This window comes from Acholeplasma granularum ATCC 19168 (assembly GCF_000526235.1).
Lineage (GTDB): Bacteria > Bacillota_I > Bacilli_A > Acholeplasmatales > Acholeplasmataceae > Acholeplasma > Acholeplasma granularum.
In genome coordinates this window covers 1-15,308 of sequence record NZ_JAFR01000010.1, presented here as the reverse complement: position 1 = coordinate 15,308, position 15,308 = coordinate 1, and the positions used below count along the sequence as shown (strand labels likewise).

Below are 15,308 nucleotides of genomic sequence, written 5' to 3'. Positions count from 1 at the left end.
GTACCTAAACTTTATTATTAGTTAAAGAAACGATCGATGTTATTACTCCAAATAATCATAGCAAAGAATAAAATACCTAATACAATCATTGCACGATTGAAGAATACATCTGGTCCTTGTACTTTTTTGTTTTTAAATAAATCTGAATTGTTACCTGTAAATGCACTCATAACATCATCTTTAGAATTTTGTAGTGCAGAGATAGCAATCATAAAGATACTTGCGAAAAATATAACCCAGTCTGGAAATAGCATATTCATTACTCCTTTAAAATAAACCGTTATTATTATAACTAAAATGCCTATTGAAAGTCAATAAAACCTTTAAAATAATTATATCATGAAGTTGTTATATTTCAAACACTATTTAAAAACTTGTTCAATATCATCTAACATTTGTAGTGTAGATGTAATTCCCCCAGGTAAAATATACCAACTAAATGGTTCTAATACATATATATCACTATTTTTTCCTGCAACCGTATTTTTAACTAATTGATTATTTATAAATAAATTTATGGAGCCGCTAGATTCTACTGCTTGGGCTCTATCTAATATAAATATAGTTTGTGGATTTACCTGAGAAATATATTCAAAACTCACAATATTACCATGAGATTCTAAAGTTTTTAGATTAGGGTCACTTGGTGTAAATCCAAATTCATCATATATAACCCCATATCTAGAACCTGCACCAAAAATAGATATATCTGCATTGTTAAGTAAAACAAATAATGCGTTTTTTGAATGATTTAAACTTTTAATGGTTTCTTTTCTAGTGTTAAATTCTAATAAATAATTATCTAATGTTTCTTTGATTTGAGGAAAAATATTACCTAAATTTGTAAATACTTGATTTTGTGTTTCAAAACTAAAAATTGTATTTGAAACATCAAGTATATCAGCATTTGGATATTTTTGACTTAACGTATCATAAAGATTTGAACTTCTTCCACCTATAATAATTAACTCTGGAAGTATTAAGTCTAGTGCATCATAATTCGGTTCAAATAAAGTACCAACATTTGGATACATATTAGAATCAAACATATTTAATGTCTCTGGTAGATTACTTTTAGGTATTCCAAAACGCATTAAATTCAATTTATCCATACCAATATTCATAAATATATCCGCAATATCTAATGAAAATGATACAACCACTTTAGGGTTAACTCTAATATTTTCTTCAATATTTTCTTTTATATATACCGGATTACCTTCATTATCTAGTCCATTTTGACTAGATATTGTGTGTGTAATTTTAGTTTCAAAACGTGCATAAAGTTTTAAATGACGATTTACTTTATCTATATTAAAATTCCACTTTGTGTGATGTTGGGTTGATGTAAACCATCCTACAAATTCATAATTTAGATAAACAGGATCAGCTGGTTTATCAATTAATTCGTTTTCATATATTTCAGTTTCAGTAATTAGTTCTTGGTTAGGTCCAAAAAACTCTACTGTATAAAATCCATTGTTTGATGCCTCTTGACTACATCCTACTATAAATAGAATGTTTATAAATACTATAGTTAGTATTGTTATTTTTCTCATCTACAAATATTTCCTTTTTTTAATTTCATTTATCTTCTTTTAAACGGTGATATAAACATACTCTTTTACCATCAACTTCTCTAATACAAAAGTCAGAGTCATATATTTCATTTAATACATGTTCTTGCATCACATCATTTGATGGACCTTCAAAGTTAACCATTCCATCTTTAATTGCAACAATATAGTCACAAAAACTAGCTGCAATATTAATATCATGCATTACAACAACGATTGTTTTTCCAAGTTCTTTTACAAACTTTTGAAGTAACATCATCATTTCAACACCATGCTTCATATCTAAATTATTTAATGGTTCATCTAACATGATATATTTAGTATCTTGAACGAGTATCATAGCAAGTAACACTCTTTGAAGTTGACCACCTGATAGTGTATCAATATATTGATTTCTTATAGGCTCTATATTTAAATAATTGATCATTTCTTCAATTTTTAATTTATCTTCTTTTTTTAGTCTACCTTTTGAATGTGGATATCTTCCAAAACTAATAAGTTCATAAGAGGTAAGTTTTAAATTAAATTGATTAGACTGTTTAAGTACTGCAATTGTTTTAGATAAATTAATATTTGAATCCATTATATTTTGGTTATCAATCATAATTGTTCCAGATTTAGAGCTAATTACTCTTGAAATTACATTAAATAACGTGGTTTTACCAGCACCATTAGGTCCTATAATACCTGTTATTTGTTTATCTGGGATAGTTAATGTAACGTTTTTAAGGATTGTTTTATCCCCATAACTTTGATTGATATTTTCTAAAACTATCATATTTTATGCTCCTTTATTATTAAGTAAATCATATAAAAACCACCAAATAAACTCATAATTGTTGTAACTAAGGTTTCAAAACCTAATAGTTCAACTACCGCTTGTCCCATAATTAAAACTGTTATTGATACTAATATAGATATGAAATAAATTATTTTATGGTGATATTTTTCATATGTTTCTTTTGCTATATTAACAGCTATTAACCCTAAAAATGCAAGTGGCCCAACTAGTGCTGTAACGATAGATACTCCAAATGAGATAAGTATTAAGTTTAAGTAGGTTTCTTTTGAATAATTAATCCCTAAATTAATTGCATATGATTCACCAAGTGCTAATACATCATAAACTCTTGATTTGAAATAAAATATCAAACTAATTATTAAGCTTATTGGTAGAGCAATAACAATTAATGTAGTATCCATGTTGACAACAGATACAGAAGTTAGACTTTCAACTGTTTGAAAAGATTGTGGATCCATTAATATCTTTAAGAAACTTGAATAATTTGATGTAAGTGTTGAAATGACCATGCCCACTAGTAAAAGTAATAATATATTATTTTTATTTTTATTTAAAACAAGTTTATACATTAAAAGGGTGACACCTGTCATAATAACCACAGATAATATAAAGTTTAAAGTAGGATCTTGAAGAATTTTAGAGATACTAAAAAAATAAACTAAAGTGGTTTGGATGACAATATATATACTATCAAAACCTAATAAATTTGGTGTAATTATTCGGTTTTTAGTAAGTGTTTGAAATGTAAGTGTGGTTGTTGCTGTAAGTGTTGCTGCGATTAGTAAGCCTATTATTTGAATTGTTCTTCTTTGAAAAATAGTTAATATTGTTTGCATAAATATTTGTCTTCTGTCTGGATCATTTAAACTAAATATAATTAAGTCGTATTGAGAAATCATCCATACAAACAAATATAGGATAATGGAAAGTATACTTAAAATGGACCATATAATTATTTTTTTACGCATCTTTTGTCTTCCTTAAAAGTAAATATAAAAATATAATTGAACCTAAGATACCCATAACAAATCCTACAGCAATTTCAAAGTTATACCCAGTTATAATATATAAAACACTACGAGCTAAAATATCACAAATTAGAACAAATAAACTTCCAAATATCATTAAATCAAATATACTTTTCTTTAAATTATCGCCATAATAAATTGAAACCAAATTAGGTATTATCAGTCCTAAAAAGGGCAGTGGTCCTACAACTATAAATGAACTAGCTGTAATGACTGATACAATGATAATTCCTATAGTAATTGTTTTTTTATAATTTAAACCTAGATTTTCAGAAAAATCTTTACCTAAAGAAATGATATTAAATTCACTAGCATATATAATTGAAAGAATTAGTGCCGGTACAACAAATAAAATCATTTCAAAAGTACCTAATGTTTTATTTGTAAAACTACCTACACCAATACTATTTAAAAATTGTAGTGCATTTGTTGTTTGAGCAAGCATAATAGCTATAGAACTAATCAGTGCACCAAACATCATACCAATTAAGGGGACATAAACCTCATTTTTAAATTGTATTTTGTTTAGAAACGATAAAAATAAGTAACTACTAATCATTGATGTAACAAATGAGAATATAAACTGAACCCATAAGTCTTGACCTGGAAAAAATAGGTGAGCAACTAATACTCCAAGTGTTGCAGCTTGGGTAGTTCCCATCACTCCTGGTGATGCAAACTTATTTTTAGCAATCGATTGCATAATTAATCCTGCAACACTTAAAGCTGATGACGTTAAAATGATTGTTAAGGTTCTTGGGATTCTAGAAATTAAAAGTATTTCAATAACTTCAGGTGTAAATGAAAATAACGTTATTAAATTAACGTCTTTTCTAGCATCTATGCTTAATGATAATATGATAAATATAAATAATAAAACTATTGTAATACTTCTTTTTTTTAATATCATATCTCGCCAACAACCTCATAGGTCTCACGGCTTACTTCAATTATTTCTTCTGGTTTGGAATGATTTGTTTTATTTTTGTGCATTGCAATATGTTCAGGTGAACCTTCCCAAACAAAAAAAGCACGTTTATCTTTCCAAAAAATTTCTTGTCTAAAAACATCATAATCTTTACCCTTACTATCAAGTAATAATAATGACTTAATATAGCCAGGTGACTTAGACATTAAATTTTTGTTTAAAAAGCGCTTTATTACTTCCTCTTGGTGGTTTTTAGTCACCTTCATGATACGTACTACTACATACATAATATTCAATTTCCTTTCGTTCTACAAATGATGATTTTCTATAGTATATAATATTATTTAAATATTAGCAATTTAAATTATTTATAAATATTATAAATTAAGTTAATTATGGGTTTTCACGAACTATTTGAAGTAATTGTAAAACTAGTGTATAATCTTTAACGGGTGAAATAAATGGAGATTATCGCATTAAAATTAGGACATGTTCGTTCAAATGCATATGTTGTATCCGAGGGTAAACAATGCTTTATTATCGACCCTGGATTTGAAGGAACTGAAATAATTGAATATATTAAATCTAGAAAGTTAGATCCGCAGTTCATCTATATTACACATGGACATATGGATCATACTGGTGGCGTGAAGCAATTAAAAGAAATTTATCATATTCCAATATATGCTCCACTTAAAGATAAGGTATGGTTAACAGATACAATTTATAATTATTATCCATATGATATTCCAGTTGATCAATATGTAGTAGATGGCGATAAAATCGATTTTGGTAAGCATGTATTTGAAGTCATAGAAACCCCAGGGCATTCTGAAGGTTCTACATCACTATACGCTGCACCATATCTATTTTCAGGAGATACTTTATTTTTTGAAACAATTGGTAGAACAGATATACCTTTTGCAAATGAGGAAGTTTTAATAGATTCTATTAAGAATAGGCTCTTTACATTACCAGATAAAACTTTTGTTTATCCTGGTCATGGTAAACAAACATCAATTGGCCATGAAAAGTTAAATAATCCTTTCTTAAAAGAAAGAAGCACTGACCTAGAATAAGTCAGTGCTTTTTTTAATTAGAAAATTTTCTTTTTAAGTATTCAATATAATAATTAGGATTAAATACTTCTTTAGTTGCATCAAATATAATCTCTTTTGGAGACTTCGTTTGACCATATTGGTGAATGTGTTGTTTTAACCACTGGTTAATTTTTTCTATATTATTATCAGAAATTGCATTTTCAATATTAAAGTCTTTGTTCATAGCATAATATATTTGTGCAGCATAAGCACTACCTAATGCATATGTTGGGAAGTATCCAAAAGACCCTACTGCCCAGTGAATATCTTGTAGCACACCTTCTGTATCATTTTTTGGTCTAATACCTATATATTCTTGAGATAATCTCTTCCACTTTTTAGCAAGATCTTTAGGTTTTAATTTACCACTTATAAGTAGTTTTTCTATTTCATAACGCACCATGATATGTAATGGATAGGTAAGTTCATCCGCTTCTGTTCTTACAACAGATCTTTCTGCACGGTTAATGTATTGATAAAATTCTAAAAGTGACACACCTTTTAGTTCTTTAGAAAAAATTTCTTTTAAGTGATCATAGTGTGCTTCCCAGAAACTATATGATCTTGCAATCATATTTTCATACATTCTAGATTGAGATTCATGAATTCCCATTGATGCGCCAGTTGCTAGATATGTTCCATTTAAATCTGGATTAATATTTTGTTCATAAATTGCATGACCCATTTCATGAATTGTAGAAAATATTGCAGATTCAATAGAATTTTCTAAATATCTAGTAGTAATACGTACATCATAGGTTGAAAAATTAGATGTAAATGGATGTGCACTTGTTCTTAGTGCTCCCCTTGCTAAGTCAAACTTAAATACATCCGTTAAATACATATTAAACATTTTTTGTTTATAGATAGGAAATGTATTTTTAGTTAATTTTCTAGATAAAGGTTTTTTGCCACTTGTTGCAGTTAATACAAATGGTAAAAGTTCTTGTCTTAATTTTTCAAAGAATTCATCATATTCTTTTGTTGTAAATCCTTCTTCATACATATCAAGTAAAACATCATAACCTTTTAAGGTAGGTGTTTGAAGGTATTTTACTATTTTTCTTTGGTAGGAGACTATTTTTTCTAAGGTTGGTAAGAAACTTTCAAAGTCATCATTTGATTTTGCTTTGCTCCAAATGGATGTTGATTTCGATAATAAAACCTGATAATCAATATACTCTTCTTTAGGCATCTTTTTAATTAGACGCATTTCTTTTTCAACTTTTTCAATTTCTCTTTTTAAAAGATCATCTAATTTATCTTTGTTTTCAAATAGTTCAGTAATTGCTTTTAAATACTTTTTATCGGTTTCGAGTGCATAAATTTCATTTGTTAAAACTTCGATTTGTTCAGCTCTATGATTTACTGCACCAGTTGGAAGTTCTGTTTCCATATCCCACTCTAGTACCCACATTGCATAATTATATGCATAAAGCCTTTTACGCATATTAATATATATATCTATTTGTTCTTGCATTATTTACTCCTAACCTTTATTTTATCTAATTTATTATAGCATTATTTTAACTATTTGTATGTTTTTTCATTCATAAACTATAAGTTTTAACATATGAAAGCGTACACATTTATAATATATTAAAAAAATACACCTTTTAAGTTAAGGGTGTATTTTATATAGGTTATTTAATATGACTTAAGATATCTGATTCATTTTCATAGACTACAAATTTTTTACAAGCTTTTTTTACTTGATCAATGAAATGCCAACTTGCATCTATTTCGTCCCATCTTGTAAATAGTGTGCGATGTCCTGTAACAATATCTAAAATTAATTTTTCATAAGCTTCAGGGATATTTCCTTCAACTGATTCAGCTGTTTTAAAACTTAGATGTACTTCTTCTAAATTTTCTTTTAATCCAGGTTTTTTAGAATTAATTGATAGTTCTACACCATCATCTGGCTGAATATTAATTCTTAATTTGTTTGGTACGGTATCTAATTGCCATTTTGACTGTTCATCTGTTGGGTAATATTCAATTTCAATATAAGATTCTTTTTTATCTAATTTTTTACCTGTTAATATTTCAAATGGCACACCTCTAAATCTTGGTGTATTAACAAATACTCTAAAATATACAAATGTTTCAGTTTTAGAATCTAAAGGAATGTTTTCTTCATCAAGATATCCTTTATATTGACCAAATATTGCACAATCTGTATCAAGCGTTAAACTTCTTAATACCTTTACTTTTTCATCCTTTATGTATTCAGAATGATATTTTTTAGGTGCATCCATTGCAACCAATGATAGTATTTGAAGTAGATGTGACTGTACCATATCTTTTAAGGCACCTGATGTGTCATAGTATCCTGCTCTTGTTAAAATACCTTCTTGTTCTTTAACATGGATTTTTACTTTTGAAATTGATTTTGAATCCCAAGTATCTTCAAATATACGGTTGGCAAATCTGACTGTCATAAGGTTTTGAATCATTTCTTTTCCTAGATAATGATCAATTCTAAATATTTGTTGTTCATCAAAATATGACCATAACATTTCATTAACTTTCATTGCAGATTCTAAGTCGTGGCCAAATGGTTTTTCAAATACTAAAACATGATTAGGGTTTTGGTGTTCAATTAATTTAGATTGAGATACGTTTTTAGCTACATTTTTTAAAATTTCAGGTCCAATAGCCATGTAATATATTTGCTTTGTTTGAGGATTTGTAAGGTTAGATATATATTTTTGAAAATTAATATAATCATCTAATTCTGTAATTTGTATTTTATAATATGTTAATATATTTCTTAATACATTAAGTTTAAGTGGCTTTTTGGTTAGTTTTTGAATATACGTTAGATATTCTTCCGTTGTAAAATCTCTTCTTCCTAACGCTATGATCTGAACATTGTTAGTAATATTTTTAGATTCATATAGTGCTGTAATTGCTGGAAGTAGTTTTCTAGCAGTTAAATCTCCTGTTGAACCAAATATTGTAATTATTAGATCCTTTTTCATTTTTTCTTTTTATATACTGCATGCCCACCAAATTCATTACGCATAGCAGCAACCACTTTCTCACTAAATTTTACATTATCTCTTGATTTATAACGTGTAAATAAACTTTGAGCAATAACCGGTATAGCAACCCCAAAATCAAGCGCTTCTTCTACCATCCATTTACCTTCACCACTATCATCAATACGACCTTCTATTTGTTCTAATTTAGCATCTTTACTAAATGCAGAACCAATATAACCTACAAGTGCTGATTCAATAATTGAACCACTATTCCATACTTTAGTAAGTAAGTGATAATCTACTTCAAAAGGTGATGATTCAATGAGTTCAAAGCCTTCACCAATAGCTTGCATCATGCCATATTCAATACCATTGTGAACCATTTTTACAAAATGTCCACTACCTGGTGAACCCATAAATCCATATCCATCTTCCATTGATATATCTTTATATACAGGTTCTAAATAATCAAATGCTTCTTTTGTTCCACCAATCATTAAGCATGCACCATGTCTAGCACCTTCTGTACCACCAGATGTACCGACATCGATAAATTCAATATCTAATTCTTTTAATCTTTCATATCTTGACATTGATAATTTATAATTTGAATTTCCACCATCAACAATAATATCTTTTTCATTTAAATATGGAATGATCTGATCAATTACTTGATCAACTAAATTATTAGGAATTAATAACCATACAATTAATCTTTGATTATCACGTCTTTTTAAGAAGGTATTTAGTTCATCATGTGTTTCTATGCCTGCTTTATTTAATTTTGCACGTGCTTCATCGTTTAAATCAAAACCGATTACTTCATGATTATTTTCTTTTAAATTCAGTGCTAAATTAGCACCCATTTTACCTAATCCTACTAAATGGATTCTCATTTGATTACACCTCTTACATTTATTTTCTATATGCCATTTTAACATATTTATATGTCTTTTTTTATTTTAAACCATTTTAAACTAGAAGAATGAGGGTTGCGATTAAAAAATAAATACCTAATGCAAAAAAATCGTTAATTGTTGTAATTAATGGACCACTTGCTGCTTTTTCATCAAAACCAAACCTTCTTAAGATAACTGGTATAAATACACCACAAAGTGATGATACAAACATCGCTAAAAACAGTGATAAACCAACAGTTAGTGCCACCAAATGCATATCTACATAATTATTTGGTAGTAAGTATAAGAAAACATAGACAATTAATATACCTAATATACCAGATAATAAGCCGTTAATTAATCCAATACCTATTTCTTTTAATATATGGTTCTTGTGGATATTTGCTTCTTTTTGAAATCTTAAAATAGTTACTGAAATACTTTGAGTACCAATATTTCCTGCCATAGCAAGTATCATTGGCTGAAATAATATAAGTGCTATATTCGATTCTAATGTACCTTGAAAAATAGATAGAAATGATACGATAACTAAATTTAATGCAGCACTTATTAATAACCAAGGTAAACGTACATATGATCTTTTAAGTGGTGAATCGGTTTGTTTTAAATCATGAACTTTATATAATTGTCCAATCGTTTCAATATGCATTTCATCCATTAAGATTAAAGCATCTTCTAAAGGTATAATACCAACAATTTGACCTTCTAAATCAAGTACTGGAATTGCTTCAATATCATAGTCTCTAATTTTTTTAATTGCTTCTGTAACAGGTTCATTATCATAAACAAATGGATAATTTTCATTAATTAAGTTACTTATTTTTTGATTTGCACGTGCAATAATTAATTCTTGAAGTGTTAATGCACCAACAAATACCTTTGATTCATTATAGAAAAAGATAACATCAATTTGATCTTTTTCTTTACTTTCTGTTATGACATACTTTGTAGCATCTTTTATATTCGTATTGATGTCTAAACTAATGAAGTGAGGAGATGATAAAGAGCCTGAAGATCCAACTTCATAACTAAGAAGTTTTGTGATTTCATTTTTAGTTTTTTCTTGAAGTAATAATATGATATTTAATTGATTTTTTCTATCATATAAGTCAATTAAAGTTTTAATATCATCTGTATCTAAAAACTTAAGTAATGATCTTTTTTGATCTGTATTCAGTGAATCAAAAAACTCAACTTGTACGTCTTCACTTAATAAGACAAACACATTTTTAAAACTTTTAACGCCTAATACCAAATATATTTTTTCCCTATAGATTTTATTTTCTTCAAATAAATCCGCTATATCTGATTCATGAAGTTTTAATAATTCTAGTTTCAGTTTATTAGGTGATAAATTAAAATCTATATTAAACATTTATACTTCCTCCTAATAAAAGTGTAGCTAGACCAAAATATATAACAATACTAATAATATCTATCAGTGTTGTAATGAAAGGACCTGATGCAACAGCTGGATCAAAATTTAATTTATGAAGTAAATTAGGTATGAAAAAGCCTAATATTGGTGCACTTATAACTGTGAGCCATAAAGATATTCCAACGACAAGTGCAACTAATAGAGGAGAATCTACTTGCATAAATTGGCTTAATCCAAGAGTTGCTATAAATGCTAAAATACCCATTACAAGTCCTGAAATCGTACCTGATATAATTTCTTTTATTCCATCTTTAATATCAACACCTTCTTTTGATGTTAATCCTACAAGTGTTACAGCTAAAGTCTGAGATGCAACATCTCCACCTGAATCTAACATTAAAGGTTGAAAAAATGCTAAGATAACGATACTTGTTAAAATTTCTTCATAATTTGAAGTAATAAAAGCAAGTGGTATACTTAAAAGCATTAAAATTAGTAACCAAGGCAGTCTTTTAAATGAACTAATAAATACATTTTGATCTAAATCGGTATCTGGTAATATATTTAATTTTTCAATATCTTCAACTGTTTCATCACGGTAAATATCTAAAATATCATCGGTTGTAATTGCACCTAATAGTTTATTTTTTTCACTAACAATTGGGATATCATATGCACCATAATGTTTTATATGCTTAATAATTGTATCAACATCATCATGCTCATTTAAAACTGGTTCTGTTTCATAAAGATCATTAACTGTTAAAGGTTCTTTTGCTCTTAAAAGGCTTTGTAGACTGATTTGACCTATATATGATTCTTCCTTATCTACAACAAATACTGTTTTAATACTTTTTAGTTCATTGGCTTTTTTAATAAGTTTTTTAGTTGCTTCTTTAACACTTTCAATTTGATTAACAAACAAAATATCATTGGTCATATATGATCCTGCTGTTTCTTCTTCATATTGCATTAAAGAAAGAATATCTTCATCTTTTAATGCATCCATCAACTCTTCTTTTTCTTCTTCTTCAAATTCATTAATAATATCTGCAGCATCATCTGGCTCTAAGTTTGAGATAACTTCTATTTGTTCATCCAATGTTTGAGTTTGAAGAATTTCAGCAGCATCCTCTGGATTTAAATATGAATATACATCTGCTAATAACTCAGGTGGTAATAAATTTTTAATTCGATTAATATCATCTTCTTCTAATAAAGAAAAACTTTGAGCAATATCAAAAGCATGCATATCTTTTAATATTTCAAGCAGTTCTTTATCGCTTAAGTTTTGATTTAATATTTCTTTGATTTTCATAGAATCCCTCCTTATAATAAAAAACATCAAGTAAAAAATTACTTGATGCTCCGGCCAAATATCTTTTTAGCAGAACTAAATGTTAATAATAAATCTTTGTCTAAAACGTTAACTTTAATAAACTCATTATGGTTATCTTTTTCAATTATCTTTAATTTGGAACCTAAATTTATTTGATATTTATTCAATAACTCTAATAGTTTAGGATCATCCGAGGCGCGTTCAACTAAAAATATTTGACCAACTTTAAAGTGAGTCATAGCCTCATCATTAATTGGTCTAACAACCCCATCAATATTAGGTATCGGATTACCATGACTACATCTTTCTGGTTGTCCTAAATATTGATACATTGCCTCTACCATCGCCTCACTCGAAGCATGTTCTAAATTTTCTGCTTCTTCGTGTACTTTGTGCCATGGGTAGTTTAATTTTTTAGTTAAAAACACTTCCCATATTCTATGTGCTCTAACAAGTTTATACGCAACAGATATACCTTTTTTTGTTAAAGATACACCTTTGTATGGTTTAAAGTTAACTAATTTTTGTTCATGTAGACGTTTGATCATATCGTTAACACTTTGGTCTGTAAAACCGAAAGCATCTTTTATTTCATTGTTTTTAATCAGTTGTTTACCTGATTCGACTTGTAACTCATAGATTAGTTTCAAATAGTCTTCTTCTGCTCTGTGCAACTTAGATCACCGTCCTTTACTTATATTATTGTAACATTTTTATGCTATTTTTGTCTAGTTAATGCCGTTATTATGATTTTAATGACTCATTTAATATTGTATGTTTAATATAGTTAGTTATTCTACTAAATTTAACAATAAAGTTACGCAAATACTTTATAAAAGTATCTATAACATGTTAAAATATAACCAATAATACTTGAGAGGAAATAAAAATGAATAAATCACAACAAAGTAGAATATTTGTTGCAAGTGCACTCTTCATCTTATTGATTGCTGCTTCGTTTATCTTTGGAGCAACAGTTTTCATAATAGGTGCAGTTGCCATAGTTACATCTTTTATTGTAGAAATACTCAGTAGTAAAGCTAGAAAGGAAACCTTTGACTTTACAAGTTTTTGGATTACACCGCTTGTAATTACTTTACTAACAACTCCAACAATCATTAGTGAAGTTTGGATGGTTTCAATAGCTACAGCATTTGGAGTATTTTTTGCAAAATCACTATGGGGAGGCCAAGATAAAAATGTATTTAATCCTGCAATGGTTGGATTAATTTTTATTGCTTTAGCATTCCCTGTTCAAGTGAATAATTTTTTAAACCCAGTATTAAATGTGATTGCCCCAGTAACCCCGGCAACACAATTTAAAACTAATCCAACAAGCGTATTGAATACTTATTCTTATTGGGCACTACTTATGGGAAATTATCCTGGAGCATTAGGTACAACATTTAAATTAGGGATTTTAATACTCGGAACATTATTAATGGTATTTAAAATATCTGACTGGAAAATTCCTACAACTTTTTTAGGTGCATATTTTGTTTTATCACTGATTAATGGATTTACTAAAACAGGAATTAATCCGTTTACTTATGCAGTTTATTCTTTATTAATGGGACACTTATTATTTGCTGCATTATTTGTTGCAACAGACCCTCAAACTGCACCATTATATACTAAGGGTAAAATTATTTATGGTCTTATGTTAGGTATTGTTACTTGGATGATTCAAAATGTTTGGGTATTTAATAAACTTGCTCCAAATACTGAAGGAATCATTTATTCTGTTACATTTATGAATGCGGTTGTTGGATTAATTGATGTTTGGACCATTCCTAAAGTTAAAGAAATTCCTGCACTAGAGGAGTTAAACATATGAAAAAATATTTATCAATGCTATCATTTGTACTTATCTTAGGGTTAGTTTCAACAGGAATTTTAATGGGTGCAGATGCAATAACTAAAGATCGTATTGCAATTAATGCTGAATATGCTTGGAAAACAGCAGCTTTATCACATCATGAAGCTGAATTTAATGATGCTAATTTTGCTCAAGTTTTTGATGAGACATTTGAGGTAAGACAAGCAACTGAATTAAATTCTGAAAAGGTAAGATATTTATATGTAAATAAAGAAACAGGAGTGATGAGCTATAGATTCTTTGGCCGAGGACTATGGGATATCATTGAAGGTGTCATCACCTTAGAACCTGACTTTCAAACAATTGTTCAAATTACAGTTACAAAGCAAGCAGAAACCCCAGGACTTGGCGGGATTGTTAAAGAAATAGATTATTTGAATAAATATAAAGGTAAAAAGTTTGATATTGAAAAAGGTATACAATTAAAAAACACTGAAAACTCAGATACAGATTATGCCGTTGATGCAATTACAGCAGCTACTGGTACATCCAATGCATTTGTTGGTATATTAAGTTCTGAATACAAATTATATGCTTCCTTATTTAGTGATATTGACCTTGATACAGTTTGGAAAAAATATATACTAAATCATAATCAAACAACATTTAGTGATGAAACATTTGAAACTGTATTTGAATCTTCATTTAATGTTCAAACATCTGGTGCGCTTACTCTTTATCAGCATAATACGACTAATAATGTAAGTTTCTTGTTTACAACTAGTGGTCATATGGGGCCAATTAATGCTGTCATGACACTAGATAGTAATTTTGAGGTCATTATCGGTATAAATATTATTAGTCAAACAGAGGGTAATGGTTCAATCATCCAAACAGATCCAGAACAACTAGAAAAATTCAAAGGATTAAAGTTTGATCCAGAATTTGAACCAAGTGCTTCTATATTGGATGGATTTAGCTCCGCTACTACTACATTAAGAGAATTTACTAAAGGATTAAATGAAGCAAGAACATTATATTATAGTACTTTCGAATTGGGTATTGATCCAAACATGGTTTGGAAACAACAATTATTAACTAATAATGGTGTCGTCTCTAATGAAGATAACTACCAATCATTATTAGAATCTACATTTGATATTGAGGTTAAAAACAGTTTAACTTTATATACAAATAAAACCAATCAAAATGTAAGTTTCTTATTTGAAACCACAGGATTTATAGGAACTATTAAAGGTGTTATTACACTGAATGCTGATTTTGAAACAATTGTTAAAATATCTGTTTATGAACAATCAGAAAACTGGGGCGCACGTATCATGACAGATACCACATTCTTTGATGGTTATGTTGGTAAGAAATTTGCACCAACAATTAGTTTTGTTGCTGAACCTACTACTGATTCA

15 protein-coding genes are annotated in these 15,308 nt (G+C 28.3%); 3 read left to right on the top strand and 12 right to left on the bottom strand.

Features of this window, described 5'->3' with window-relative positions; genetic code table 11:
- Positions 1-17: 17 nt before the first annotated feature.
- The 6 genes from secG to G324_RS0104455 form a co-directional block, all read right to left on the bottom strand.
- Positions 18-260, bottom strand: coding sequence for a preprotein translocase subunit SecG (secG, locus tag G324_RS0104480; protein ID WP_084027136.1), 243 nt, complete (start codon positions 258-260; stop codon positions 18-20).
- A 102-nt stretch (positions 261-362) separates the two neighbouring features.
- The gene (locus G324_RS0104475) at positions 363-1,559 is read right to left on the bottom strand and encodes an ABC transporter substrate-binding protein (RefSeq protein ID WP_025725197.1); all 1,197 of its coding nucleotides are present in this window, start codon (positions 1,557-1,559) and stop codon (positions 363-365) included.
- Between the two features lie 25 nt (positions 1,560-1,584).
- Positions 1,585-2,355 (bottom strand): iron ABC transporter ATP-binding protein, encoded by a 771-nt coding sequence (locus G324_RS0104470; RefSeq protein WP_162146901.1) that lies wholly within the window; start codon positions 2,353-2,355, stop codon positions 1,585-1,587.
- Positions 2,352-3,347 carry an iron chelate uptake ABC transporter family permease subunit gene (locus G324_RS0104465; RefSeq protein ID WP_162146900.1) on the bottom strand — a complete coding sequence of 332 codons (996 nt, stop codon included), beginning with the start codon at positions 3,345-3,347 and terminating at the stop codon, positions 2,352-2,354. The genes G324_RS0104470 and G324_RS0104465 overlap by 4 nt, the downstream gene beginning before the upstream one ends.
- Entirely contained in the window at positions 3,340-4,317 is a 978-nt protein-coding gene (locus tag G324_RS0104460) for an ABC transporter permease (protein ID WP_051457532.1), read from the bottom strand. Before G324_RS0104460 ends, G324_RS0104465 begins: the two co-directional genes overlap by 8 nt.
- On the bottom strand, positions 4,314-4,622 hold the full coding sequence (locus G324_RS0104455; protein WP_162146899.1) for an antibiotic biosynthesis monooxygenase family protein: 309 nt from the start codon (positions 4,620-4,622) through the stop codon (positions 4,314-4,316). The genes G324_RS0104460 and G324_RS0104455 overlap by 4 nt, the downstream gene beginning before the upstream one ends.
- A 174-nt stretch (positions 4,623-4,796) precedes the next feature.
- On the opposite strand from G324_RS0104455, the gene G324_RS0104450 reads away from it, so the two are divergent.
- Positions 4,797-5,414, top strand: coding sequence for an MBL fold metallo-hydrolase (locus G324_RS0104450; protein ID WP_025725192.1), 618 nt, complete (start codon positions 4,797-4,799; stop codon positions 5,412-5,414).
- A gap of 13 nt (positions 5,415-5,427) precedes the next feature.
- On the opposite strand, the gene G324_RS07290 is transcribed toward G324_RS0104450, so the two are convergent.
- From G324_RS07290 to G324_RS0104420, 6 genes are all read right to left on the bottom strand, one after another.
- Complete coding sequence (locus tag G324_RS07290) at positions 5,428-6,915, bottom strand: carboxypeptidase M32 (protein WP_035357408.1); 1,488 nt, start codon at positions 6,913-6,915, stop codon at positions 5,428-5,430.
- Positions 6,916-7,078: 163 nt separating this feature from the next.
- Entirely contained in the window at positions 7,079-8,422 is a 1,344-nt protein-coding gene (gene zwf / locus G324_RS0104440) for a glucose-6-phosphate dehydrogenase (RefSeq protein ID WP_025725191.1), read from the bottom strand.
- A complete protein-coding gene (gnd, locus tag G324_RS0104435) occupies positions 8,419-9,321 on the bottom strand; it encodes a phosphogluconate dehydrogenase (NAD(+)-dependent, decarboxylating) (protein ID WP_162146898.1) in 903 nt (300 codons plus the stop codon). The genes zwf and gnd overlap by 4 nt, the downstream gene beginning before the upstream one ends.
- A gap of 76 nt (positions 9,322-9,397) precedes the next feature.
- Positions 9,398-10,720 carry a magnesium transporter gene (locus G324_RS0104430; RefSeq protein WP_025725189.1) on the bottom strand — a complete coding sequence of 441 codons (1,323 nt, stop codon included), beginning with the start codon at positions 10,718-10,720 and terminating at the stop codon, positions 9,398-9,400.
- Positions 10,713-12,041 carry a magnesium transporter gene (gene mgtE, locus G324_RS0104425; RefSeq protein WP_025725188.1) on the bottom strand — a complete coding sequence of 443 codons (1,329 nt, stop codon included), beginning with the start codon at positions 12,039-12,041 and terminating at the stop codon, positions 10,713-10,715. The genes G324_RS0104430 and mgtE overlap by 8 nt, the downstream gene beginning before the upstream one ends.
- Before the next feature lie 38 nt (positions 12,042-12,079).
- Positions 12,080-12,736, bottom strand: coding sequence for a metal-dependent transcriptional regulator (locus tag G324_RS0104420; protein ID WP_025725187.1), 657 nt, complete (start codon positions 12,734-12,736; stop codon positions 12,080-12,082).
- Positions 12,737-12,951: 215 nt separating this feature from the next.
- Here G324_RS0104420 and G324_RS0104415 point away from each other — a divergent pair, with 215 nt between their 5' ends.
- Both G324_RS0104415 and G324_RS07700 read left to right on the top strand, forming a co-directional pair.
- Complete coding sequence (locus tag G324_RS0104415; RefSeq protein ID WP_162146897.1) at positions 12,952-13,899, top strand: RnfABCDGE type electron transport complex subunit D; 948 nt, start codon at positions 12,952-12,954, stop codon at positions 13,897-13,899.
- Positions 13,896-15,308: FMN-binding protein (locus G324_RS07700; protein WP_051457531.1), on the top strand; the 1,413-nt coding region annotated here is incomplete at its 3' end. The genes G324_RS0104415 and G324_RS07700, both read left to right, overlap by 4 nt.